Here is a 24,325-nt window from a genome sequence, read left to right as displayed (position 1 = left end):
GGGATCTGCGCCTGCTAGTATCGAGGGGAGTTTTTGAAACGAGTGCAGACTAGGGCAGTGTTCACAGGAGCCGCGCCTGCTCCCAACAACTGCCCTCTGCTACGATGTCTTCCTGCAGTGGAGCTCCGAATAAGTTTTCTGGACTGCGGCGGGGGTATGAGTTTCCTGGGGGTGTTTTTTGAAACCAAGGCCAGGCTTATTGCCAGATGCCAGCGACCTCTCGATGGCGCCACTCACCAGGTTTTCTATCAGACTATCGTGCTCTCGTTCCTCCAGCGAATAGTGCGTCAGCCAACCGGGCGCGCTGTTAAGCAGCGTGGCAATGGCATGACCGACGGCTCGGCCCTGTTCACTGAGTCGGGAGCGGACACCGAGCATCATTAGCAGTTGGCGTTCGTACTGTTCGCGAAGTTGTCGGACCCGTTCTTGCTGTTCTTCATTCAAACAACCGCTGTCACGCTCCACCAGGCGAAAATGCCAAGGCATCTCCCGATGTAGATCCTGGTGGGCGCGGATCAATGGCTTGAGCCTGTCGCGTTTTGTCGTAGCCGTTTGCTTGATGCGCGCCAGGGTTGCCAGCAGCTCTTCGTAAAATTCTTCGATCAGGTCGAGCAGCAAGTGTTGTTTGCTGGGGTAGTGGTGATACAGCGAGCCTGGGGACAGCCCCAGGCACGTGGCAAGCTCTCGCATGCCGACCTGACCGAACCCTTTGCTGGCAAAAAGCTCCAGCACCTTGTCCCGATACTCGGCGAAGCGCGAGCAACGCTCAGGCATAGGCATGGAAGCCACGCCCTGTTTTGCGTCCCAGGTAACCGGCGGCAACCATCTCCTTGAGCAGTGGCGCGGGGCGGTATTTGCTGTCGTTGAAACCATCGTAGAACGCTTCAAGGATAGCGAGTAGGGTATCCAGGCCGATCAGGTCCGCCAGCGCCAGCGGGCCGATTGGCTGGTTGCAGCCCAGGCGCATGCCCACGTCGATATCTTCGGCGCTGGCCAAGCCTTCCTGAAGCACCAGGATTGCTTCATTGATCATTGGCACCAGGATCCGGTTGACCACGAAACCCGGACGGTTGGCAGCGGTGATCGCGGTCTTGCCGAGCGTGGATGCCATTTCCAGCGCCAGGGCACGGGTAGCATCGCTGGTTTGCAGACCGCGTATCACTTCGATCAGGCCCATTACCGGCACTGGGTTAAAAAAGTGCAGGCCGATGAAGCGTTCAGGCCGGCTCACACTGGCAGCTAATTGGGTAATGGACAGCGATGAGGTATTGGAGGCGATTACACATTCGGCGCTGACCTGCGCGGCGATTTGTTGTAGCACGCGCAGTTTCAGGTCGAGGTTTTCGGTGGCGGCCTCGATCACCAGTTGCGCGTTTTGCAGGCTGTGGTATTCAGTACTGGTGCGTATCCTGTCGAGAGCCGCGAGCTTTTGCTCATGTGTCAGGGTGTTTTTGGAAACCTGTCGATCAAGGTTTTTATTGACGGTTGCGACTGCCTTTTGCAAGGCACCCTCGGATATGTCAATCAAGGTCACATTGAAACCAGCCAGGGCGCAGACCTGCGCGATGCCATTGCCCATGGTGCCGGCGCCGATGACGCCTATATTCTGAAGAGTCATGCGTATTTCCTTATCAAACCCGTTCGAACAACACGGCGATGCCTTGGCCGCCGCCAATACACATGGTCGCCAGGGCATAACGGCCTTGACAGCGATGCAGTTCGTGAATGGCTTTGGTGGCAATGATCGCGCCAGTGGCGCCCACAGGATGGCCCAGCGAGATGCCCGACCCGTTGGGGTTGACCTTCTGCGGATCGAAGCCCAGTTCTTGCGCTACGGCACAGGCCTGGGCGGCAAAGGCTTCGTTGGCCTCGATTACATCGAGGTCGGCGACGCTCAGGCCGGCACGTTCGAGCACCAGGCGGGTGGCGGGAATCGGTCCCAACCCCATCATCGAAGGTTCAACGCCGGCGTGGGCATAACCTACCAGTCGCGCCAGGGGCTTGAGGCCTTGTTCGTGAACAGTCTGGCCCGTGGCCAGGATCAGTGCGCCGGCACCATCATTGAGGCCAGACGCGTTGCCAGCGGTGACGCTGCCATCCTTCTTGAAGGCCGGCTTCATGCGACTCAATTGCTCGGCGTCGACCTCGGCCCGTACGTGCTCATCCGTCGCAAACGAAACAGGCCCTTTGCGGGTCGCGACTTCGATCGGCACGATTTGCCCGGAAAAACGCCCTTCGGCAATCGCCCGGGCAGCCCGCTGCTGGCTCAGAAGCGCCAGTTCATCCTGGGTCTGACGCGTGATGCCATAGTGCTCGGCGATATTTTCAGCAGTGATACCCATATGGAAACCGGCAAATGGGTCCTGTAATACCCCAAGCATATAGTCGACGGCCAGCACGTTGCCCATTCGTGCCCCCCAGCGCGCCTGCGGCAACAAATACGCCCCCCGGCTCATGGACTCGACGCCACCGGCCAGCGCAGCACCCGCGTCTCCGAGCATCAAGCTTTGCGCGGCACTGACAATGGCCTGGAGACCCGAACCGCAAAGGCGGTTGACGTTGAAGGCGGGGGTTTCTTTCGTCAGGCCGGCATTCATTGCGACAGCCCGAGAGATGTAGGCATCACGTGCCTCGGTCGGGATCACATGTCCCATCACCGCATGGCCGATGTGTTCGGGCGCCAGGCCTGACCGTTCGATAGCGGCGCGGGAAACCTCGGTTGCCAAGTCAATAGGCGGCACGTCCTTGAGCGAGCCGCCAAAGCTGCCAATGGCAGAACGGACGGCGCTCACGACAAAAATATCGGAATGCTTCATGTTGCCCTCTAAGCAGGTCTTTTATGTTGGACACGAGTTTAGAATCAGCAGCGCCACTGGCCTATGCCAGAACTGTTCAAGGGTGATGGCGTTTTTTGCCATATTCAGATGTGAGAGAGGCATTCAAATGCGGGAAACGGATTCGGTGGCGGCTTACTTCATGTTCCCCATGATCCATGCGCTGCGTGAGAAACCGCAGCGTCTGCGTTCAATACTGGAACAGGTGGGCATCGATCCGGCATTGCTGGGTCAACCGACAGCACGGGTACCGGCCAAGGCCTTCGCCGCGTTGTGGCTGGTGCAGATTCGTGAGCTGAACGACGAGTTTTTTCAATTGGACGCCCATGGCATGCCGCCGGGCAGTTTTGCCTTGATATGTAGGGCATTGATTCAGGAGCCGACGTTGGAGAAAGCCATGCGTCAGTGCCTGGCCAATTTTGCCCTGTTCCTAGGTGATTATCGCGGCACGCTAACTGTGCGTGGCAAACGTGCGGTGATCAGCTTGCAGAGCGGTTCGCAGGACAGTGAGGTCAGCCGGTTGGGAGAAGAAACGTTCCTGGTGTTGATGATCAGTCTGCTGTGCTGGCTGGGCGGGCGACGCATTCCTATCGATCGGGCAGACTTTCGTCATCAGCGCTTGTCGTTGCGTGATGATGCGTTGCTTTGGGGAGCCAACTTGACCTTTGGTGCCGAGCGCACCGAAATCGAGTTCGCCAGTCATTACCTGCGCTTGCCCGTAGTCCAAGACCTTGCCTCGCTGAAAGTTTTTTTGCGCACCGCACCGCAATGGCTGGTGATCCGCTTTCGCAACCAACATGGGCTGGCGTCGCAGGTTCATCAACGCCTGCGCCACAGCCATTACAGCGAATGGCCGACCTTGCAGGCCTTCGCCCTGGAGCAGCACCTGAGTCCCAGCACGTTTCGCCGGAAGTTAGGACGTGAAGGTTGTTCGTATCAGGAAATCAAAGATGAAGTGCGGCGCGCGCTGGCGTTTGAATGGTTGCGCCAGAGCAAGGCGAACATCAGCGAGATTGCCGAGCAGTTGGGATTTCAGGAGTCGAGTGCGTTTCATCGGGCGTTCAAGAAGTGGACGGGGGAGAGTCCGGGGCGATATCGGGCGCGGTTTCGGGTTCGTTCTGAATGAGCCATGCGCCTTGGCCGGCATGTGAGGTGATGAGGCGTCGATGCGCGTGCGCGCTCGCTGGAACCGGTCATTGATGGGGGGCAAATAGTTATTTTTATTCTGAAAGAAGAATTAAATACTGTATAAAGAATTAGGCGGGAGAGTTGCCTGCCCAGTCATGTCCCTATAAAAACAAAAACGGTACCCATCATGTCACTTCTCAAAGGCCTTTCTATCGGCGGCAAACTCCTCGTGTTGCCCGGGTTATTCATGCTCGCTCTCCTGGTTGTCTCCGGTCTGGCCTACCGGGGGCTTGCCAAGCAGCAAGCGGTGATTGAGGAAATAGACCAGTTGCGCTTTCAGCAGTATCGCCAGGTATTGGAAACCTCGGCCGCCTCGCAGGCGGCGATGGTCGGCGCTTATGCGGCAGGCGCGCGAATTCTCGAATCCAACGGGCAAGCTTCTGCTGAAGACCTTGAGTCCTATCTGGAAGACATGCAGGCCAGTGTCGACGATATGCGCGTGGGGCTGGACAAGGTAGCCCGTGAGACGCGCCTGGGTGACGAGGAGAAAGCCCTCTACCAGGCCGTGCAGGAACAGGCCGCGGTCGTTGGCGAGGGCCTTGCCGATTTCAAGCGCACCGCCCTGAGCGATCAGATACAGGCTGCTTCGCTGCTCGGAAGGGCGCGCGCCGATAACAATGGGCTACAAGGCCAATTCAGCCGCCTTCTGGGGCTGCAGGCGGAGCTGACCTCTGGCGCCTTTGCCGAGGCCGGTGCCACGCAACGACAGGTATCGCAGATGCTGGTCGTGGTATTGCTGGTCGCCAGCATACTGGCTGTGGTGGTCAGTCTGTTATTGCGTTCACAGATCATCCGGCCCATCCGGGAAATCGAGCAGGCGTCGATCGACTTGCGCGACGGCGACCTGACCCGACGTGTGCGGGTCATGGGGCGAGATGAGGTTGCCCATACCGCCCAGGCATTCAACGAGCTCATTGATAGCTTCCAGCAGGCCATGCGCAAGGTAGCCGGCGTTGCGGCATCGGTTGGCGCGTCGGCGGAGGAACTTGTGGAAACCTCTGCTCGGGTGGCCGAAAGCTCTACCGCACAGGCCGGTGCGGTGGGTGCGGTTTCGATGACCATCGAGCAGATGAGCGACGGGATTGCAGCAATCTCCCGTCATGCAGAGAGCCTGCGCAGTTGTGCCGAAGCCAGTTTGCGTGGTGCGCAAGATGGACACCTGGCACTGGCACGACTGCTTCAGAAGATCGACAGCGTGCGCCTTGCGTTCTCAGCGATCCGCGGCTCGGTGGGCGACTTCGTCGAGAGCACGACGGCGATCACTACGAGCATCGCTCAGGTCAAGGATCTTTCCGCACAGACCAGTATGTTGGCCCTCAATGCGGCGATCGAGGCGGCGCGGGCAGGAGAGAGCGGACGCGGTTTCAGTGTGGTGGCCGACGAGGTGCGCAACTTGGCACAACGCTCTGCGACGGCCGCTAATTCGATCAACGAACTGACCGTGAAGCTGGAGAGTCAGTCTGAGGTTGTCGACGAAGCCCTGCGCGCCGGCACGGTGGCGTTGGATGATAGCGGCCGATTGTTGACTGAGTTGGAAAGTACGCTACAACAGGCAGCGGAACTGGTCGGTGATTCCACGCGCGGGGTGGACCAGATTGCGGACGCGGCGAGTGTGCAGAGCGAGGGTGGGCGGGGCATCACTGCGAACGTCGAGCACATCGCGCGCATGGCCGGCGAGGGCGATGCGATCACTCATCAAGTCTCCGGAGCCGTGGTTTCTTTGCGGGAGCTGTCCGATGAGCTGAATCTGGCGGTAGGACGTTTTCGCTTTGAAATATGACCGACCGATCCAGGGCGCCTACGGATGGGTGCTTGGTGGATTCCCGTTGCACCTAGCCTGCTGTGGCTTCGTCCGGGGGCAGGCTGCAAGCCGTCAGCAAATGTTCACGCATACGCTCTAGGTACTGCTGCAATTGGTCATACTCCTGAGGGGAGAAGTCTGCCATGGCCTCCAGTCGCGTCTGCTCGCCAATGGAGCGCATGAACTGCAGCAGCGGGTGGGCACTCGGGGTTAGGAACAACAAGAAAAAACGACGGTCAGTGGGGTGGTTGCGACGCTCAATCAAACCGCGCGCCTGCATTTTGTCCAGCAGGCGTACCAGAGTGACAGGCTCGACTTCCAGCAGATCGGCCAGACCTTTTTGGTAAATGCCCTCATGCATGGACAGTTTGGATAGAACTTGCCATTGAGCGCGCGTTAGGCCGGCTGCACGAGTCAATCGCTCGAAACGTTTTCGCATCAAACGGGCAACGTCATGGAGAACAAAGCTGAGGGTAGATTCAGTTGTCATTAGGCACCTCAAGTCAATGTTTGAACTGAATGCCGCCATGCCTGGGCGAATCAGGTGCATCGCCTAGCGGCTGCGGATCAACTGCAAGAACTCCTGGCGCGTGTTGTACGACTCGCGAAAAGTACCGAGCATTACCGAAGTGCTCATTACAGAGTTCTGCTTTTCAACGCCGCGCATCATCATGCACATGTGTTTCGCCTCGATTACCACCGCCACGCCGGCGGCACGGGTGATCTGGGCAATAGCTTCGGCAATTTGACGGGTGAGGTTTTCCTGAATTTGCAGGCGGCGGGCAAACATATCGACAATACGCGCCACCTTTGACAGACCAAGCACTTTGCCCGTCGGCATGTAAGCAACATGCGCCTTACCAATAAACGGCAGCATGTGATGTTCACACAGCGAGTAAAGTTCGATATTCCGGACGATGACCATCTCATCGTTGTCCGACTCGAACAGTGCACCGTTGACGATCTCTTCGAGCGTTTGCCGATAGCCATGGCAGAGGTAATGCATGGCCTTGGCCGCGCGTTCTGGCGTATTCAGCAAGCCTTCTCGCTGCGGATCCTCGCCCACGCCTTGGAGTATTTCCCGGTAGTTTTTCGCCAGCTTTTCGTCCATTAGTCGACCTTGTTGTCAGGTTGAAAAAGAAGAGAACGTCATACCCTGCCACGTGGCAAAAAAACGTACACCCCGACGCCGCAGCGCCGGGGTGTCGAACTTAAAGTTGGGTGACGGTGATTTTTCCTGTGGTTCGACTGGCATCGTGAAACGCTGCCCCCGTGCCGTTGCGCCACTGCTCAAGCAAAAGTGCCTGGCGCTCTCGGGCGTGGGCGAGGAAGCGTTCTTTAACCGGACCATAACCGCGGACGCTGTCTGGCAACTGCGCCAGATCCTGAGCCAGGCCCAGCTTGTCCGCAGTCAAATCACTCAACACTTCGTCGAGGATGCTTTCATAGTTGGCCAGCCAGTTACGTTCCACCTTGCGCTCGTGGGTGCGACCGAATGGATCGAGCCAGGTGTTGCGCAGGAACCTGAGCTTGGCCAGCAGCTTGAAGCCTTGCAGCATCCACGGGCCGAAGCTGCGCTTTTTCGGCTCACGACCGGTACCGTTATCATTGAGCAGCGGTGGCGCCAGGTGGAAGCGCAGGCGGTAGTCGCCCTCGAAGCCCGCCTGGATTTTTTCCAGGAATTGACCATCGGTAAACAGACGTGCCACTTCGTATTCATCCTTGATCGCCAGCACTTTGAAGTAGTAACGGGCGACGCTTGCCGACAGCTTGCCCGGCTGCCCGAGCAGTGCCGTTTCCGCTGCCATGACTTGCTCGACCCGTTGTCGGTAACGTTGGGCATACGCCTTGTTCTGGTACGCCGTGAGAAATGCCACGCGGCGTTCCAGCGTTTCCTCCAGGCTTTGCGACAGCCGGCGATCTGCGTTCTGCACGTTGCCGGCTTCCAGCTTGCGCAAGACCCGTGGCAAATCTTCGGCACTGCGCCGGCCCCATGCAAAGGCTGAAAGGTTGAAGGGGACCGCAGTGCCATTCAATTCGATGGCCTGTAGCAGCGCCGCTTCGCCCACGGGCAACCAGCCTTTCTGGTAGGCATAGCCGAGCATGAAGGTATTGGTGGCAATCGAATCGCCCATCAATGCCGTGGCGATTTTGCTCGCGTCGACGAAGTCGGCCTGGGCCTGGCCAACCGCTTCGGCGATTTGTGCCGACATGCTTTGGGTCTGGAATGTCGGGTCCGGGTGTTTCTGCAAATCGCCGCTTTCGGCCTGTTGGGCAAAGGTGCGCACAAAGGCGCTGGTAATACTTTCTTCACTGTTGATCAACGCATGGGTAACGCCCTGGCGCAGCTTGGACAGGGTTTCGGTGTTGGCGCTGACCACCAGGTCGCAGCCCAGCAGCAGCGCTGCTTCACCTTCGGCAATCCGGGGCGCGAACAACTGATCCTGATGCGCGGCGATGCGGATATGCGACCACACCGCGCCGCCTTTTTGCGCCATGCCCGCCATGTCCAGGTTGAGTGTGCCTTTACCTTCGATAAACGCTGCCATTCCCAGCAGTGCGCCGATGGTCACCACGCCGGTGCCTCCTACGCCGGTCACCAGAATGCTGTAGGGCTCATCCAGGGTAACGGTCGCAGGGGTTGGCAGTTCCCAGACGTCATCCGCCGTAGCCGCCAGCGCCTTGGGTTTGCGCAAAGCGCCACCTTCGACCGTGACGAAACTCGGGCAGAAGCCGTTGAGGCAGGTGAAGTCTTTGTTGCACGAGGACTGGTCGATTTCCCGCTTGTGGCCGTACTCGGTTTCCACTGTCACCACCGACATGCAGTTGGATTTGCTGCTGCAATCACCGCAGCCTTCACACACCGCTTCGTTGATCACTACCCGGCGGGCCGGATCGGGGAACTTGCCGCGCTTGCGACGCCGACGTTTTTCCGCGGCGCAGGTCTGGTCATAAATGATTGCAGACACACCCTGGAATTGACGCAGCTGTTCCTGCACCTCGTCCATCTTGTCGCGACGCAGCACCGGCACGCCATCAGCCAGATCATGGATATGCTGGTATTTCTCGACATCGTCGCTGACCACCACCACGCGCTGTACGCCTTCGGCGGCGAGCTGTCGGCTGATCTGCGCCACGCTGAGGCTGCCGTCCACCGGTTGCCCACCGGTCATGGCTACGGCATCGTTGTAGAGAATCTTGTAGGTGATCTGCACATTTGCCGCGACGGCAGCCCGGATCGCGAGAATGCCGGAGTGGAAATAGGTACCGTCACCCAGATTGGCGAAAACATGTTGGGTGGTGGTGAAGGGCGCCTGGCCGATCCACGCCACGCCTTCGCCACCCATCTGGCTGAAAGTCTGGGTCTGGGGGTAGATCCACGCGGCCATGTAATGGCAACCGATGCCGGCCAGTGCCCGGCTGCCCTGGGGCACTTTGGTCGAGGTGTTGTGCGGGCAACCGGAGCAGTAATGGGGGACGCGGTCCATCAGGTTGCTGAACTGGCCTTTGCTGGCCAGCTGCGCATCCAGCACGGCCAGGCGCACTTGCAGCGGGCCACTTTGATGTACCCGCAACATACGCTTGGCCAGCGCACGGGCGATCATCGCCGGGGTCAGGTCGTTGATGGCGGGCAGCAACCAATCGGTGTGCGGCAGGCTCCATTCACCTTTGTCGTCAAACTTGCCGACGATGCGCGGGCGGACATCTTCGCGCCAGTTGTAGAGTTCTTCCTTCAACTGGTATTCGATCATGTGGCGTTTTTCTTCGACCACCACGATTTCTTCCAGGCCCTCGGCGAACTGCCGCACGCCTTCAGCCTCCAGCGGCCAGACCATGCCGACCTTGTACACGCGCAAGCCGATCTGCTGCGCCAGGGCTTCATCGATACCGAGGATTTTCAGTGCCTGGCACACGTCGAGGTAGGATTTGCCGGACGTGATGATACCGATCCGCGCCTTCGGCGAGTCCATCACGATCCGGTCGAGGCGATTGGCGCGGGCGTAGGCGAGGGCGGCATACAGCTTGTGTTCCAGCAGGCGTTGTTCCTGCGCCAGGGGCGGGTCTGGCCAGCGAATATTCAAGCCGCCTTCGGGCAGCGGGATATCGGGAATGATCGGCTGCACGCGATGAATGTCGATATCGACAATGGCCGCGCTCTCCACGGTATCGGCCACTGCCTTGAGCGCAACCCAGCACCCGGAATAACGTGACATGGCCCAGCCGTGCATGCCGTAGTCGAGGTATTCCTGCACGCCCGATGGTGCCAGTACCGGCATCATGACTGCTTTGAAGATGTGCTCGGTCTGGTGAGGCAGCGAGGAGGAACGCGCGCCATGGTCATCACCGGCAATGGCCAGTACACCGCCGAACGGCGAGGTGCCGGCGGCGTTGGCGTGACGGAACACATCGCCGCAGCGGTCGACGCCCGGACCCTTGCCGTACCACATGCCAAACACGCCATCGTAGGTGGCGCCTTCGAAGAGGTTGACCTGCTGCGTACCCCAGATCGAGGTGGCGGCGAGGTCTTCGTTCATGCCTGGATGGAACACTGTGTGGTGCGCCTTGAGATAGTCGCGCGCCTTCCACAATGCCTGGTCGAAACCACCCAGCGGCGAGCCCCGATACCCGGAAATAAACCCGGCGGTGTTCAGGCCATTGGCCAGGTCGCGTTGGCGCTGCATCAGCGGCAGGCGCACCAGCGCCTGAATCCCGCTGAGCAAAACGTTTCCACTGTGCTGGACGTATTTGTCATCCAGGGACGGGGGCGCACTCATGTTCATCCTCCAGGCTTTATTGTCATGGCGGCGCCAGGAGAGCGGCGTTGCCTAGTTATTGGCCGGAGTCTAGGGAGTGCTTCTGTCATCGTAAAATCACAAAAACGACGGGTCGGTATTGGTTATTCAAATACCGCTCAGTCGTCCAGCGGTCCTTGCTGACACAGCTTGCGTGTTGCACGCCCTCCGTGGGCCTGAGCATTTGATCAATACCAAAATGCATTTGAGCAATGCTCCCAACCGTTGTGCCCGAACCTCCCCCTCCCGTCTACTTCAGGCCATACCGAATGCCGTCGGGCCGGCGCTTATCGCGCGGCCCAAACGGCCCAACGCCTCGGCTGCCAATAACAACAAGAATGTAGGGGGAGTGTTGATGATCGATGCAAAGTTAAAGCCGTTAAGCCTGGCCGTCTGGTTCAGCGTGACCGGGTGTGCCTTCATCGTCAGCCCTGGTCAGGCTGCCGAGTTTGATACCGGCAATCCCGACCTGACCGCGCGCTGGGACAACACCGTACGTTACAACCTCGGGATACGGGCCGAGGGACGCGACTCCGCGTTGGCCAACAATGCCAGCTACGACGAGTCCGATTCCAAGTTCGATCGAGGCGATGTGGTGACCAATCGCATCGATTGGATGAGTGAAATGGAGGTGGCTTACAAGCAGTACAACGGCTTTCGCATCAGCGGCGCCGCCTGGTACGACCAGGCATATGCGGACACCGATGTCGAAACCAGCCCTGGCAATGTCTACTACCCCGGCGCGTTTCCCGGTACCAGCACGTCGAGCTACACCAACGGCCATTACTCGGGCTTTACCAAGCGCTACCACCGCGGCCCCAGCGGTGAGTTGCTGGACGCCTTCGCCTTTACCCGCTTCGAACTCGGTGACATTCCGGTCAGCGTACGTGCCGGTCGACACACCGTGTACTGGGGCAATGGCCTGCTGATTGCCGGGCATGCGGTCTCCTATTCGCAAGCACCGCTGGATGGGCGCAAGGCCGTGAGCAACCCCGGTACCGAGACTCGCGAAATTTTCCTGCCATTGACGCAGCTTTCCACCCAGGCACAGGTCACCGACAAGTTATCGGTGGCGGCGCAGTATTTCTTCGAATGGGACACCACTCGGGCACCGGAAGGCGGCACTTATCTGGCGTCTGCCGACGTCGCCCTGGAGGGGCCGGACCGCTTGCCGCTGTTCAGTGGTGTACCACGGCCGTTGATCGATCCGGTCAAGCCCAAGGACCGGGGCAACTGGGGGGTGATGGGCACTTACAGCTTCGACTTCCTGCACTCGGAGGTCAGCCTGTTCTATCGCCAGTTCGACGATTACAACCCGTGGGGCCTGCAGGTGGCGCCCACCTTCGCCCGGTATGTGTACGCCGAGAACGTCAAGCTCTATGGCCTGGGTTATTCCGCTGGCCCGGTACTGGGTGGTGGCTCCCTGGGAGTAGACCTGTCGTATCGCCAGAACACCTCGCTGGTCTCCAGCAATATCAGCACCGTCGACAACCAAGGTGCCCGGGGTGATACGTGGCACATGGTGGTCAACGGCTTGTGGTTGCTGCCGCGCACCGATTATTTCGACACCGGCAGCCTGATTGCCGAAATGGCTTTCAGCCATGTGGCACGGGTGACCCAGCATGAAGAACTGTTCAAGGGCGAAGGCTATGGCGGCTGCCCGGCGGGCCAGGACAAGCACTACGGCTGCGCCACCAAGAACTATGTCGGCCTCGCCGTCAGCTTTGCGCCGCAATGGCTTGGGGTGTTCCCCGGCTGGAATATTTCCACGCCCATGAGTGTGGATTACGGCGTCAACGGCAATGCCGCAACGGGCGGTGGCAACGAAGGGAAATACACCTGGAAGGCTGGCATCAAGGGCACTTACGACGAGCGCGTTGACGTGACCCTGTCGTACATCGGCTACGGCAGTGAGCGCCACTACGCGGACGTCGCCGGTGTCGGCAAAACGGTGGTTGGCGGTTCCGGCGATGTTGGTCTGACCGACCGTAACTGGGTGTCCTTGACCCTCAGCACCGCGTTCTGAACAGCCTCTGAATGCAATGCAGTGATCGCCGGGTTCGGTGATCACCCCCCTCTGATCGGAGAATGTCATGATGGTTGATTTTCATGCGATAGGCCTGGTGGTCATCGCGTTGGCGGGTTCGGCGTTGGCCGATGACAGCTTCACCCCGGCCGACCTGGGCGGCAAGCTCACGCCGTTTGGCGCGATAGTCGCGGGCAACGCCGCGGGCACGATCCCGGCGTACGACGGTGGTTTGAAAGTGCCTGCAGGCCTGGTGCCCGGCGATGGGAACTGGCCCAACCCGTTCGCCAATGAAAAACCACGCTTGCGCATCACGGCGGCCAACGCCGATCAGTACGCCGACCAATTGGCGGCCGGGCAATTGCAACTGCTCAAGCAGAACCCCGACACCTATTATCTCGAGGTGTACCCCACGCACCGGACGGCGGCCTTTCCGGCTGACTTTCTGGCCGCCACCCAGCGCAACGCCAGCCGCAAGGAATGCAAAACCGAAAACGACGGTCTGTCGATCAGCGAAGGCTGCCGTGGCGGCCTGCCATTCCCGTTGCCGCGTGACGGTCGGGAGTTGATGTGGAATTACATCCTCAACTACCAGGGCGTGAATGGCTGGGACTGGAACCACAGTGCCTACGTGGTCAACGAAGGCCATGCGACGCTGACCAACACCAACCAGTCCACCGGCGAAAAACCTTTCTACCAATTGGAGGTGCCAGGGCGCGATCCGAAAATCGCCCAGCGTATCTGGTCGCGCATTGTCGCGCCGGCTCGCACCGCCGGGCAGGCATCCGGGTATTGGGATTACCTCGACCCGGTCGCCGACGCCCGATACGCCTGGAGCTACAGCACCGGCCAGCGCCGTGTGCGCAAGGCCCCGGAGTTCAATTACGACACCCCCAACTCGGCGTTCGGCGGGGTGGCGTTCTACGACGAAATCTTCCTGTTCTCCGGGAAGATGGACCGCTTCGACTGGAAGCTGGTGGGCAAGAAGGAAATGTTCATTCCCTACAGCAACTACACGCTGAAATGGGGTTGCGACATGGACAAGAAGCTCATGCCCAAACACATCAACCCCGCTTGTGAGCGTTGGGAGCTGCACCGCGTCTGGGTGGTGGAAGCGACCCGCAAGGACGGGGTGCGCCACGCGCAAAAGAAACGTCGCTACTACATCGACGAGGACACCTACGGCGCTGCGGTCTACGACGCCTGGGACGACAGCGGTGCGCTGTTCCGCACCGGCTCTCAGTACAACATCGAGGCCTACGGCATTCCCAACAATCCGCAACAGGATTCCTACTCGCTGTACGACTTCACCCGTGACCAATACGGCATGTTCGGCAATGGCCCGACGCGCTACCGAAAGGCACCGGTGGCTGAGCGTGAAGCCAACCCGCAGACCATCGCCGGGGGGCAGACCCGCTGACGTCATGCTCCTTTTCGGCGTTCGCCACGGGCGCCGATTTTTTTTATCCGTCCCGAGATTCCTTTATGAGCGAGATCCTGAAACGTCTAGCCGGCAAAATCTGTGTGATCACCGGCGCAGGCAGCGGCATTGGCCGTGCCTCGGCACTGCGTTTTGCCAGGGAAGGCGCCACGGTGGTGGTCACCGATCTTTACGCTGAATCGGCGCAGGCCGTGGCAGCGGAAATCGGTGCCAACGCCCTGGCCTTGCAGGTGGACGTCGGTGATGAAGACGCCTTGCGGCAGATGATTGAGCAGACCGTCCAGACCTTCGGTTGGATCGACGTGCTGTTCAACAACGCCGTGTACCGAAACCCGGCCACCACGCGCGATATCGACTTCATCAACTTCAACACCGAGCTGTTCCACAACTGCATGCGTGTCAACGTGCTGGGCGGTGTGCTGGCGTGCAAATACGCCTTGCCGCACATGCTCGCCCAGGGCAGTGGCTCGATTTTGTTCACCTCGTCCACCAGCTCGATTGCCGGTGAGATATCCCAGTTCAGCTACGGCGCCTCCAAGGCCGCGCTCAACTGGTACGTGCAAAGCATTGCCGCCACCTTCGGTAAGCGCGGCATTCGTTGCAATGGCATTTTACCGGGGGTGATTCGCACGCCTGCCATGGAAAGCTGGGCCAACGAGGCCATGAAGGCCGCCTTTCTCGATCTGCAAAACGTACCGCAACTGGGCGAGCCGGAAGATATCGCCGCCATGGCTGCTTTCCTCGCCAGCGACGACGCGGCCTATGTCAACGGCACGCTGATGCGCGTGGACGGCGGCATGAGCTGCGGCACGCCGATGGTGCCGGTGGTGCGTAATTTCCTGCTGCCCAAAGCCTCGGTCTGATGCCGATCCATTCACTGCACTGGAGCCCGTTTCATGGCACTCGAACAGGAACGCTTCATCCTCGACATGCTGGCCGCCTGGGGCGATGGCAGCGACGGCAGCCGCCCCGATATCGACCGCATCATGGCCACCTTCGCCGACAACGCCGTCTGGCAACTGTGGGTGCCGGGTGGCCCGGTGATCCGCGGGCATGCTGCGTTGCGTCGCGAGATCGAGCGGCAGATGAGTTATGTCACGCATAACCGCTGCACCACGCGCCACATTGTCTCTTCCGAGCGCGTGGTGATGACCGAGCGCGACGATTACTGCGTCAGCAATGGCATCCCCATGCCGCACTCGATGGTGGCGGTGTATGAGCTGGATGAAAACGGGCTCATCTGTGCCTGGCGCGAGTACCTGGACACCGCCGACCTTGCCAGGAAAAAAGGCGTGCCGCTGGAACAGGTGGGCGGGCCTGGCGCTGGAGTGACCGACACCCATTGAAAACGGCGCTGGTCATCAGCGCCTGATGAGGACCTTGTATGTCAACAACAATAAATGCGACCTGTGATCCGCTCGAAGAAAAGCTGCGTACCTTTGTCGAAGGGCTGCTGGGTGGGAAAGTCACTGCCATGCAACGCCTGCCGCGCTGGCGCCCGGCCTGGAACCTTGAACTGCAACGCGAGGGCGAAACCCTTCAACTGCACATTCGTGGCGAGCGCGGGGGGGATGTCAGTCCATTTCCGGAGCTACGCCGGGAAGCGGATATTCTCACTGTGCTCGATCAGCAAGGCGTGCCGGTACCGCGTATCTACGGTTTCTGCGAAGATCCGCAGGCCATCGTGATGCAGTGGGTGCCGGGGAGTCGTGATGTCAGCACCGCGCAGAGCGATGCCGAACGCCATGGGGTCGCACGCCAGTGGGTCGACGCCATGGCACGCATGCATCAATTGCCGCTGCAACCCTTTGTCGAGCAGGGTATTGACCTCCCAACAGGTGCCGAGGACATGACCTTGGCAGGCCTGGAGGCCTATTACCCGCTGTACGCGCGTAATAAAACCAAGCCGCAACCGCTGGCCGAATTCGCCCTCGGTTGGCTGCGCCGCAACGTGCCACGGCACCGCACCCGGCCTGCTTTCGTTCAGTATGACTCGGGGCAATTCCTGTTCGAGAACGGCCAGGTGCTTGGCCTCTATGATTTTGAATTCGCCATGATCGGCGATCCCCTGGCCGACCTGGCTTCGGCGCGCATGCGCGACAATTATGAGCCGCTCGGGGACAGTTTCGCGGCCCTGTATCGCTACTACCAGCAAGTGACCGGTGAACCGGCGGACCCCGATGTCGTGCGTTATCACACCGCCCTGTTTGCCACCGTCAGCACGATGCAGTTCTCGGCGTCGGTGGCTACGCCACAACCGGGTGACCCCCATGACACCTACGCCGAGTTTGACCTCGCCCTGCGCCGGGTGGTGGTGCATGCGCTGGCCGAAGCCATGGGGGTCGCTCTGCAAACGCCGACACTGGACATTGTCAGCAGTGGCCCGAATGCAGCGTTGCTGACCATGCTCGCCGATGCCCTGGCACAGGTGGAAGTGAGCAGTGACTTCCAGAAGACTAAACTGCGCGCAGTGAGCAAATTGGTGGAATACCTGGGTCGTGGTGATGCCATGGAGTTGCACTTGCGCGAGCTGGAACAACAAGAAGCGCAAGACCTGCTGGACCGCACCTTCAGTGGCTACAACGAGATCGATGCAGCGCTGGAGGCCTTTGTCAAAAGCGCCGGGCCCGAATACGACGAGCCCTTGCTGCGCCTGTTCATGGCGCAAATCGAGCGCCGCGTCCTGGTCTATGGCAGCACCGCCATTGGCGCCTCCGCCAGCCACATCGACCTGCCGCCTGTCATCTGACGCGCTGAAACCTTCCTCGTCCGGTGATCGGTCACCGGACCCTCGTTTTGGGAGTCCCTATGCCTGTTCCTAATAATGCCTTCGCGCATCGGTATGGCCCATGGGCCGTGATTGCCGGCGCCTCCCATGGCTTGGGCGCCGCGTTCGCCCGTTCACTGGCCGAGCGTGGCCTCAACTGCGTGCTGGTGGCGCGCCGTGGTAACGCGCTGGCGCAATTGAAAAGCGAATTGGAGCAACGGTACGCCATCGATGTGCTGGTGGTGACCCAAGACCTTGCTCATCCGAATGCCTGCGAGCAATTGATGGCGGCTGTGGGTGAACGGCAAGTCGGTCTGTTCATTTACAACGCTGGCGGTGACCCTTACATCACACGCTTCCTCGACACCTCGGTTGAGGACTGGGGCGCCTTGCTGCGCCTCAATTGCTCGACCGTGATGCAATGCAGCCATGCCTTTGGTGCCGCCATGCTGGCGCGCGGACAGGGCGGATTGCTGCTGGTGGGTTCCCAGGCTGCATTGGGCGGTATTCGCAAACTGGCGATGTACGCCGCCACCAAGGGGTTCGCATTGAATCTCGGCGAGTCGTTATGGGCCGAGTGGAAAGACCGTGGCGTGGATGTGCTCAACCTGCTCATCGGCACCGTCGACACACCGACCATGCGTGATGCCATGGTCAAGTTGAACATTCCCGACGCTCTGACCATGACCTTGCCCCAGGCTGAAGACCTGGCGCTCCTGGCGCTTGAGGAACTGGGCAATGGCCCGACGCTGATCCATCCCGAAGACATCCTCGCCCAGGGCGCGGATACACCCGGTGCGGCACGTCGTGCCCATGTGCTGGGCAAGAGCGCGCAAGCGGCTGTGTTTATCGGCAACGACTGAGGTCACCCCCATGAAAGGTTTTAATAACGCAGAATTCAAACGCGGGTGGCAAGTGCTGATCCTGGCCCTGATCGGCGTCGCGACCAGTTCCAGTTCGTTGCTGCTGTACAGCTTCAGTTCCATGGTCATTCCTCTGGAACAGGCCATGGGCTGGGGCAGGGCAGAGTTGCAGGCAGCGATCACCGCGCTGTCGCTGGGCACCATTGTCGCGTCGCAGTTGGCGGGCTGGCTGAACTTGCGATATGGCCTGCGCCGGGTCACGTTGCTGTCGCTGCTGGCGCTGTCCCTGAGTGTCTTCACCCTGACCTGTATCAACGGTTCGATCTGGACCCTCTACCTGGGGTTTTTCCTGGTGCCGCTAGCCGGGCTGGGTACATTGCAGGTGACCTGGTCGCACCTGGTCAACTTGTGGTTCGAGGAAAACCGTGGCCTGGCGCTGGCGATCATCCTCAGCGGCTCCGGGCTGGCCGCCATCATGCTGCCGCTGGTTACCGCCTGGGCGATCGGCCGCTGGAATTGGCAGGCCGGTTTCCTGGCGCTGGGCGTATTGCCGGTGCTGCTGGCGTTGCCCTTGGCACTGCGGTGGTTATTACCGACGGCCAATGTCAGCCACAACACCACACAACTCCCAGCCGCCAACGGACAAGCTGGAGGGCTGTTACTGCGGGAGGCGCTGCGTTCATGGCGGTTCTGGGTTTGCAACCTGTCGATGACCTTGGTGGTTTCCTGCGTGGTGGGCATGGTCACCAATATCGTGCCGTTGCTGCAGGACAGAGGCCTGAGCGCCTTGCAGGCCAGCCAGGTTTTCAGCAGTTTTGGCGTGTCGCTGATTCTTGGCCGGCTGCTGGTGGGCTACCTGATTGACCGGTTGTGGGCGCCCGGCGTCGCCTCTTTGGCGCTGCTGATGCCGGCATTTGCCTGCGGCATTTTCGCCTATGGGGATTCCAGTATTGCGCTGTACATCCTCGCCACGTTGCTGGTGGGCGTGGGGGCGGGTGCCGAGTTCGATATCGCGGCATTCCTGATCGCCCGCTATTTCGGTATGCGTGACTACGGCCGCTTGTTTGGTGCCCACCTGGGCCTGATTACCGCCGGTGCCGCGATCTCACCGTTACTGTTCGCGGGGTTGTTCAAGCTCACCGGTGGCTACTCGGCCATGCTGCTGTTGAGTTCCATCTGCTTTGTCGTCGGGCCCTTGCTACTCCTGACGCTGGGTGGGTACCCGCGTTATCAGGTCGAGCCATTGACGAGCAGTTAAACGCGGCGCTTAAGTAAATATGGACAGATAATAGAAAAATGTTCAATTATTGCTCGGGTGCAGCCTGACAATAAAACAGACAAGGAGAATGCCATGCGTGCCGCAATCATTTCCGAGCGCAATGCACCGCCAGTCGTCGGTGAGTTTCGTGAGCCGCAATCGCAAGACGGCGCAGTCCTGATCGATGTCGATACCGCCGGCCTGGGCGGCTGGGATGTCCTCGGCGCGTACCGACTCGGGGTTGAATACCCCTGTGTCATTCGCGGCGAAGGCGTGGGCCGGGCACCGGATGGTCGCCGGGTGTATTTCGGCGAGCGCTCGGTGTTGCCGTTTGGTGCCTGGGCAGAGCGCACCCTGGTGCCGCAAGCCGAGGTATGGAATGTGCCGGACGACGTCGACGATAAAACCGCGATCAGCATGGGCATCGCCGCTACCGGTGCCATCGTGCCGCTGGAAAAAGCCGCGATCCAGAAAGGTGAAAAGGTCCTGATACTGGGCGCCACCGGCACCCTCGGCCAGATTGCCCTGCAATTGGCGCGTGGCATGGGGGCTGGCAAAGTGGTCGGTGCTGCACGGTCGGGCGAAGCGCTGGGCCGTTTGAAGTCGCGGGGCCTGGCCGACGCTGTGGTGACGCTGGGTGGCAGCGATGATGTGGCTGCACTGAAGGATGCGGCCGATGGCGGATTTGATGTGGTGCTTGACCTCGTGTGCGGTCAACCCATGTTGACCTCCCTGAAAGCCACCAATTGGGGGGCGCGGATCATGACCATTGGCACGGGAGCCGGTCGCCAGCTCAATCTGGATATTGCCGATCTGTTGTTTCGCAACTTGTCGTGCATTGGCACGGGTCAACGCCCGCCCGCAGACCGTGAGCAGATCTGGCTCCGACTGCTGAAGATCGCCAAAGAGCAGCAGATCCAGGTGGATTACCTTGATTACACCCTCGACCAGGCGGCTGAAGCCTGGGCCGCGCAGGTCAATGGGCCACACGCCAAAATCACCGCCAAGATTCATCGCTGAAGCCATGAGCGCGAAAAGGGCGTCCTTGTCAGGGCGCCTGTCAGCGCTGGCGCTGGTGGCGAAACTCCTCGGGTGTGACACCGAGTTCTTTACGGAATGCGGCACTGAAGGCGGCGGCATTGTTGAAGCCGGCCTGATAGGCAACCTGTTTGATCAGCAGTCGTGAGTCGGCCAATAGCGCCACGGCTTTTTGCAGGCGACTTTGCGCGGCGTACTGACGCAAGGTCATGCCGGTGGTGTTTTTGCAGCGACTGGACAGCGTTCGCAGCGGCAGTTGGCAGGCCTGCGCCAGGTGGCCGAGGGAGCGGCCCTCATCGCTGGCGCTGTCGAGCAGCTCGCGCAGAATGTTGAGTTGACGAGGGCTGAGTTTTTCCGCGCTGTGCGAGGAGTGGACGGCATCGTCGTCCGCGTCGATGAACTCGCGACGCAGGTCCAGGGCGATGCTGGTGAGCAGGCACTCGGTTTGCAGTTCGCTGGCAAAACCGGGGTGGGCCACCTCTTCGGCCAGACGCTGCAGGGAGGCGTGCAGGTAACCGCTTTGCAGGTTGAGCATGGCTTCGCTGACGCCGTCTTGCCAATTCCAGCGATAGCTGCCCAGGACGCCGAGGGAGGAGGGATCGAACAGGCAGACCAGCGCTTTTTGCTCGCTGGCCGCGTGACGCAGGTGAAATTCGGTGCCGCGGGGAATGAATAATAGATTACCCAGGGGGTGGAATCGATGCGCGCCGTGGCTGGGGAAACTGCCGAAGTTAGGCTTGGTCTGGGCACTGGTCGGCAGCATCAGGCGTAACAGGCAACTGTCGCCGGTTTCGATCAAGGCGGTGCCCGTGTTGGACCACTGCGCGTGTTCAACCCGGATGTCGAAGCCTTGTCTGGCCAATGAAGCTTCAGTCAGGAAATTACCCGACGCTTCGCAGTCGTACTCGCTGTAGTGGATCGCGTTCATGGTTCAACCTTCAGCCATTTTTATTATTGGCGCTGAAATTCGAAAGATAACGATACGTCAGGGAGTTACCCGGCTTTGAGTGTACCCAGCGCGTGAGCCGAGCTGTTTCACATATTCAGGTGACAGGTATCAGAAAATCCGATGACGAAAGGCAAAGATATTTCCATGCGTCAACTGCGCTATTTCGTTGCCGCCGCCGACGCGGGCCAGTTTTCCCAAGCGGCGCTCAAGGCGCATGTCTCGCAGTCGGCGATTACTGCGGCGGTGCTGCACCTGGAGCAGTCCATGGGCGTCAGCCTGTTCGACCGTTTACCTCATGGCGTGACACTGACCGCTGAGGGCAACAAGTTTGCCCAGCATGCGCGGCACATCCTCGACACCTTGCAGGATGCCCTCAGTGAACCGCTGTTTCTCGGCCACACCATGCAGGGGACCGTGCGCATCGGCGCCTCCTACACGGTGCTGGGTTACTTTCTGCCTGCGCTGCTGGCACGCTTCAAGCGTAGCTACCCTCAGGTCGAGATCGACCTGATCGATATGAACCGCCAGAGCATTGAGGAGGCCCTGGGCAATGGCGACCTCGATCTCGGCCTGACGATCGTCTCCAACACACCGAACCTCGACGGATTTGCTCACCATGTGCTGGTCCGTTCCCGCCGCCAACTCTGGTTGGCCAGCCAGCACCCGTTGATGGCTGCCACCTCGATCAATCTCGAGGACGTCGCCGGGCATGCCTATATCCTCCCCACGGTGGATGAGGGAGAGGCGTCGACCTTGCGCTATTGGGAATCCCGTGGGCTGGCCCCCAAGGTAGCTTTTCGCACCTCTTCCATGGAGGCGTTGCGCGGGTTGGTGGCGCATGGCTTCGGTGTGACCATTCTCTCGGACATGCTCTACCGGGCCTGGTCACTGGAAGGCAAGAAAATTGAGATCCGGCCGCTGGTGGATGTGATTCCACCCATGGAACTGGGGCTGATCTGGCTGCCGGATAACCGGTTGTCGGCGCCGGCCCAGGCGTTCCGGCAGTTCCTGATCATGGCCTGCGCCTCGTAGCCGCTACCGGCAGGTGGCTGTTCTAGTCGTTCACTCAATAATTAAATGAACACTTAATTAAAATGTGTCTATATAGTTGGCGATGCATTTATACCCTCAAATCGATCCGGAGCCCCTGCCAATGGGGCGTTCGGTCTGCTGGCTCATTACAACAAGGAGAACGCCATGCTGATTGATGTCCACGCCCACTTGCTGACCGAGGGCATGTTGAACCGCCATGAGTTCTGGGGGCCGTTCATGAAGGTCCAGGGGCTGACCGTGGGGCATTTTTCCCTCGGTACCAAACAACCGGCCAAAGCGGCTACGGATGCCGAAGCGCAGGCCAATCTCCTGGCGCGCATGACCCACGCCAGCCGTCGAAAGCTGATGGACGAGCGGGGTGTCGACAAACTGGTGATGTCCACGCCGTCCCACTGCTTCATGTACTGGGCGGGGGACTTCGCCAATGAGTACGCAAGCATCTGCAACGATGAATTATCCGCGTTTTGCCGGGCCGACGCCGACCATTTCGATTTCTGGTGCCATGCCAACCTGGCGGACCCGCAAAACGCGGCCAAGGAGATCGAGCGCGCCGTGACTCAGCTAGGCGCCAAGGGTGTCTGCGTGGGTGGGGCTAATTTCAATGGTTTGGAGGCTCACGATGAGCGCTTGTTTCCTGTCTGGGAAAAGCTGACCCAGCTGGATGTGCCGATTATGGTGCACGGCTTCAACCAGTCGATCTATTGGGGCGAGAAACATACGCAAGACAAATTCGAAACGACGTCGATCGTGGGCGACTGTGTCGATGAAACACTGTTTTTCTGGTACCTGATCTGCGGCGGCGCGCTGGATGTGTTTCCGACCCTGAAAACCTACATCACCCATGCCGGCGGTATGGCGGTGTTCCAGTTGGGGCGCCTGAGCGAACTGAACCGGGCCATGGCGCCGGACTCGCGCAACCAGCGGCCATTGATGGATTACCTGCCGAACTTTTACTTCGATCTCGACGTTCATGCTCCGGGCTTGCGTCGTGGTGTCGCCGAAGTGGTGGGCGCGCAGCGTCTGTTGTACGGCACCAACTTCGGCGGTGCCTACGACCATGGCGATCTGACCGAAGGCATCGGCTTATCCACTGAGGACCGCGAGCGGATTCGCAGTGGTAACGCGATTGAACTGCTCAAGCTGACGGTGCCGGCCAGCACTGACCGGATATTGACGCCGTGATGGAATAGCCTGCCAGGCATGGCCGCCAGGCGGCCATGCCTGTGTTATTCGCTGGCAGCGTTACGCGCCGCGATGGCAGCGGCAAAATCGCGCTTGAGGGTTGGGAAGTAGGCAATCTGTCCGCCCATGCCACCGGCAATGTCGATCGAGGCGGCGCTGATGAAGCTGGCATATTCACTGGCCAGGAACAGCGCCATGCCGGCCACGTCTTCAGGTTTGCCGTAACGCCCGAGCGGTACGACTTTCATCACCATGGCGTCGAATTCCTCGCGACTGACGCCCGGGCCCATTTCCTTGTAGTGGCGATCCCACTGACCGGTATCGATCCAGCCCATGTTCAGGCTGTTGACCAGGATATTGTCCTTGGGCAGGGACATGCCCAAGGAGCGGGAGAGGGCGATGCACGAGGCGCGGTTGATCACCGAGGGAATTCCGTCGGGCGTCGGAATCGCGCCGGCCAGGGCATTGATCTCAATGATCCGCCCCCAGCGCTGTTCACGCATGAACGGCACCACGGCCTGAACGAACCGGAAATGCCCCATCTGCAGAATGTTGGCATGTTCGAGGATGGCTTCCGGCGTCAGGGTCTCTAGATTGCCGCCACGCCCTTGACCGGCGTTGTTCACCAGCACATCGACACCGCCCCAGGCCTGTGCAACTTCAGCCACGAATGCTTTGACCCCCTCGCTGTCGGTCACGTCGACAGCCCGGGCAATGACCGCTTGGGCGTGTTGCGAGAGCTCCTTTGCGGCTTCGTGGACGGCAGTCTCGCTGCGGGCACAAATCGCTACCCGTGCGCCTTCGGCCGCGAAAGCCCGGGCAATGGCCAGGCCAATGCCCCGCGAAGCGCCCGTGATGATCACGCGTTTGGCACTCAAATCAATGTTCATGGTGGCTCCTCTTGTTTTTATCTGCCGCTGCGATGGCCGTTTTTTGCTGGGGAACATCCCAAATTCACTGGGTTTTCCGGAGCTATTGAAAGCTGAAAGAGGAAAAGCGTCAAAGACTATTTGAACGTTTATAGATTTTGTGTGCAGTATTATTCCTGGCATCGCCTGTGGCTGAAATCGGTATCCCAAGGAAGTCGATCGATAATTCTGTATATAGAATTGAAATCTTTATGTGGAATTTT

Annotated in this window: 20 protein-coding genes and 1 pseudogene; 13 read left to right on the top strand and 8 right to left on the bottom strand. The window is 59.9% G+C overall.

All coding sequences use genetic code 11. The annotated features are described in order from the left end of the window. Positions 1-99: 99 nt before the first annotated feature. The 3 genes from JZ00_RS05210 to JZ00_RS05200 are packed head-to-tail and all read right to left on the bottom strand — an operon-like array spanning position 100 to position 2,816. Entirely contained in the window at positions 100-780 is a 681-nt protein-coding gene (locus JZ00_RS05210; protein WP_080569988.1) for a TetR/AcrR family transcriptional regulator, read from the bottom strand. Next, positions 767-1,618 carry a 3-hydroxybutyryl-CoA dehydrogenase gene (locus tag JZ00_RS05205; protein WP_014338772.1) on the bottom strand — a complete coding sequence of 284 codons (852 nt, stop codon included), beginning with the start codon at positions 1,616-1,618 and terminating at the stop codon, positions 767-769. The genes JZ00_RS05210 and JZ00_RS05205 overlap by 14 nt, the downstream gene beginning before the upstream one ends. 13 nt (positions 1,619-1,631) lie before the next feature. After that, on the bottom strand, positions 1,632-2,816 hold the full coding sequence (locus JZ00_RS05200) for an acetyl-CoA C-acyltransferase family protein (RefSeq protein WP_039588657.1): 1,185 nt from the start codon (positions 2,814-2,816) through the stop codon (positions 1,632-1,634). Between the two features lie 127 nt (positions 2,817-2,943). Here JZ00_RS05200 and JZ00_RS05195 point away from each other — a divergent pair, with 127 nt between their 5' ends. From JZ00_RS05195 to JZ00_RS31890, 3 genes and pseudogenes are all read left to right on the top strand, one after another. Beyond that, entirely contained in the window at positions 2,944-3,960 is a 1,017-nt protein-coding gene (locus JZ00_RS05195; protein ID WP_014338774.1) for an AraC family transcriptional regulator, read from the top strand. A 189-nt stretch (positions 3,961-4,149) separates the two neighbouring features. After that, positions 4,150-4,938, top strand: a pseudogene (locus JZ00_RS31895) (HAMP domain-containing protein); the annotation flags it as partial. 18 nt (positions 4,939-4,956) lie between these two features. After that, complete coding sequence (locus JZ00_RS31890; RefSeq protein WP_404940365.1) at positions 4,957-5,802, top strand: methyl-accepting chemotaxis protein; 846 nt, start codon at positions 4,957-4,959, stop codon at positions 5,800-5,802. 52 nt (positions 5,803-5,854) lie between these two features. On the opposite strand, the gene JZ00_RS05185 is transcribed toward JZ00_RS31890, so the two are convergent. The 3 genes from JZ00_RS05185 to JZ00_RS05175 all read right to left on the bottom strand — a co-directional run bounded on the left by JZ00_RS05185 (position 5,855) and on the right by JZ00_RS05175 (position 10,598). After that, the gene (locus JZ00_RS05185) at positions 5,855-6,313 is read right to left on the bottom strand and encodes a MarR family winged helix-turn-helix transcriptional regulator (RefSeq protein WP_039588814.1); all 459 of its coding nucleotides are present in this window, start codon (positions 6,311-6,313) and stop codon (positions 5,855-5,857) included. A gap of 63 nt (positions 6,314-6,376) precedes the next feature. Continuing rightward, the gene (folE, locus tag JZ00_RS05180; RefSeq protein ID WP_014338777.1) at positions 6,377-6,934 is read right to left on the bottom strand and encodes a GTP cyclohydrolase I FolE; all 558 of its coding nucleotides are present in this window, start codon (positions 6,932-6,934) and stop codon (positions 6,377-6,379) included. 100 nt (positions 6,935-7,034) lie between these two features. Then, positions 7,035-10,598: an indolepyruvate ferredoxin oxidoreductase family protein gene (locus JZ00_RS05175; RefSeq protein WP_014338778.1), complete on the bottom strand. Its 3,564-nt coding sequence runs from the start codon at positions 10,596-10,598 to the stop codon at positions 7,035-7,037. A 373-nt stretch (positions 10,599-10,971) separates the two neighbouring features. Between JZ00_RS05175 and JZ00_RS05170 the strand changes: the two genes are divergently transcribed. The 8 genes from JZ00_RS05170 to JZ00_RS05135 all read left to right on the top strand — a co-directional run bounded on the left by JZ00_RS05170 (position 10,972) and on the right by JZ00_RS05135 (position 19,991). Continuing rightward, on the top strand, positions 10,972-12,642 hold the full coding sequence (locus tag JZ00_RS05170) for a DUF1302 domain-containing protein (RefSeq protein WP_039588656.1): 1,671 nt from the start codon (positions 10,972-10,974) through the stop codon (positions 12,640-12,642). A gap of 67 nt (positions 12,643-12,709) precedes the next feature. Next, the gene (locus JZ00_RS05165) at positions 12,710-14,062 is read left to right on the top strand and encodes a DUF1329 domain-containing protein (protein ID WP_014338780.1); all 1,353 of its coding nucleotides are present in this window, start codon (positions 12,710-12,712) and stop codon (positions 14,060-14,062) included. 65 nt (positions 14,063-14,127) lie between these two features. Further along, positions 14,128-14,946 carry an SDR family NAD(P)-dependent oxidoreductase gene (locus JZ00_RS05160; RefSeq protein WP_014338781.1) on the top strand — a complete coding sequence of 273 codons (819 nt, stop codon included), beginning with the start codon at positions 14,128-14,130 and terminating at the stop codon, positions 14,944-14,946. Between the two features lie 33 nt (positions 14,947-14,979). Next, positions 14,980-15,429, top strand: a complete 450-nt coding sequence (locus tag JZ00_RS05155; RefSeq protein ID WP_014338782.1) for a nuclear transport factor 2 family protein — start codon at positions 14,980-14,982, stop codon at positions 15,427-15,429. A 38-nt stretch (positions 15,430-15,467) separates the two neighbouring features. Further along, positions 15,468-16,832 carry a phosphotransferase family protein gene (locus JZ00_RS05150; RefSeq protein WP_014338783.1) on the top strand — a complete coding sequence of 455 codons (1,365 nt, stop codon included), beginning with the start codon at positions 15,468-15,470 and terminating at the stop codon, positions 16,830-16,832. 59 nt (positions 16,833-16,891) lie between these two features. Next, positions 16,892-17,713 carry an SDR family NAD(P)-dependent oxidoreductase gene (locus tag JZ00_RS05145; RefSeq protein WP_034114521.1) on the top strand — a complete coding sequence of 274 codons (822 nt, stop codon included), beginning with the start codon at positions 16,892-16,894 and terminating at the stop codon, positions 17,711-17,713. A 10-nt stretch (positions 17,714-17,723) separates the two neighbouring features. Further along, positions 17,724-18,971 carry an MFS transporter gene (locus JZ00_RS05140; RefSeq protein ID WP_039588655.1) on the top strand — a complete coding sequence of 416 codons (1,248 nt, stop codon included), beginning with the start codon at positions 17,724-17,726 and terminating at the stop codon, positions 18,969-18,971. A 93-nt stretch (positions 18,972-19,064) separates the two neighbouring features. Continuing rightward, positions 19,065-19,991 carry a quinone oxidoreductase family protein gene (locus JZ00_RS05135; protein WP_014338786.1) on the top strand — a complete coding sequence of 309 codons (927 nt, stop codon included), beginning with the start codon at positions 19,065-19,067 and terminating at the stop codon, positions 19,989-19,991. A 40-nt stretch (positions 19,992-20,031) separates the two neighbouring features. Here the strand turns inward: JZ00_RS05135 and JZ00_RS05130 are convergent, their stop codons facing one another. Beyond that, positions 20,032-20,937, bottom strand: coding sequence for a helix-turn-helix transcriptional regulator (locus JZ00_RS05130; protein ID WP_034114517.1), 906 nt, complete (start codon positions 20,935-20,937; stop codon positions 20,032-20,034). 141 nt (positions 20,938-21,078) lie between these two features. Here JZ00_RS05130 and JZ00_RS05125 point away from each other — a divergent pair, with 141 nt between their 5' ends. Both JZ00_RS05125 and JZ00_RS05120 read left to right on the top strand, forming a co-directional pair. Then, the gene (locus JZ00_RS05125; protein ID WP_034114514.1) at positions 21,079-21,990 is read left to right on the top strand and encodes a LysR family transcriptional regulator; all 912 of its coding nucleotides are present in this window, start codon (positions 21,079-21,081) and stop codon (positions 21,988-21,990) included. A 165-nt stretch (positions 21,991-22,155) separates the two neighbouring features. Further along, entirely contained in the window at positions 22,156-23,193 is a 1,038-nt protein-coding gene (locus JZ00_RS05120) for an amidohydrolase family protein (RefSeq protein WP_039588654.1), read from the top strand. A gap of 44 nt (positions 23,194-23,237) precedes the next feature. Here JZ00_RS05120 and JZ00_RS05115 read toward each other — a convergent pair whose 3' ends face one another. Further along, a complete protein-coding gene (locus JZ00_RS05115) occupies positions 23,238-24,083 on the bottom strand; it encodes an SDR family oxidoreductase (RefSeq protein ID WP_014338790.1) in 846 nt (281 codons plus the stop codon). Positions 24,084-24,325: the final 242 nt, after the last annotated feature.

It is taken from the genome of Pseudomonas frederiksbergensis, assembly GCF_000802155.2.
GTDB classification, from domain to species: domain Bacteria; phylum Pseudomonadota; class Gammaproteobacteria; order Pseudomonadales; family Pseudomonadaceae; genus Aquipseudomonas; species Aquipseudomonas frederiksbergensis_A.
Note: the sequence above shows the minus strand (reverse complement) of the source record. Positions and strands in the feature narration are given on the sequence as shown.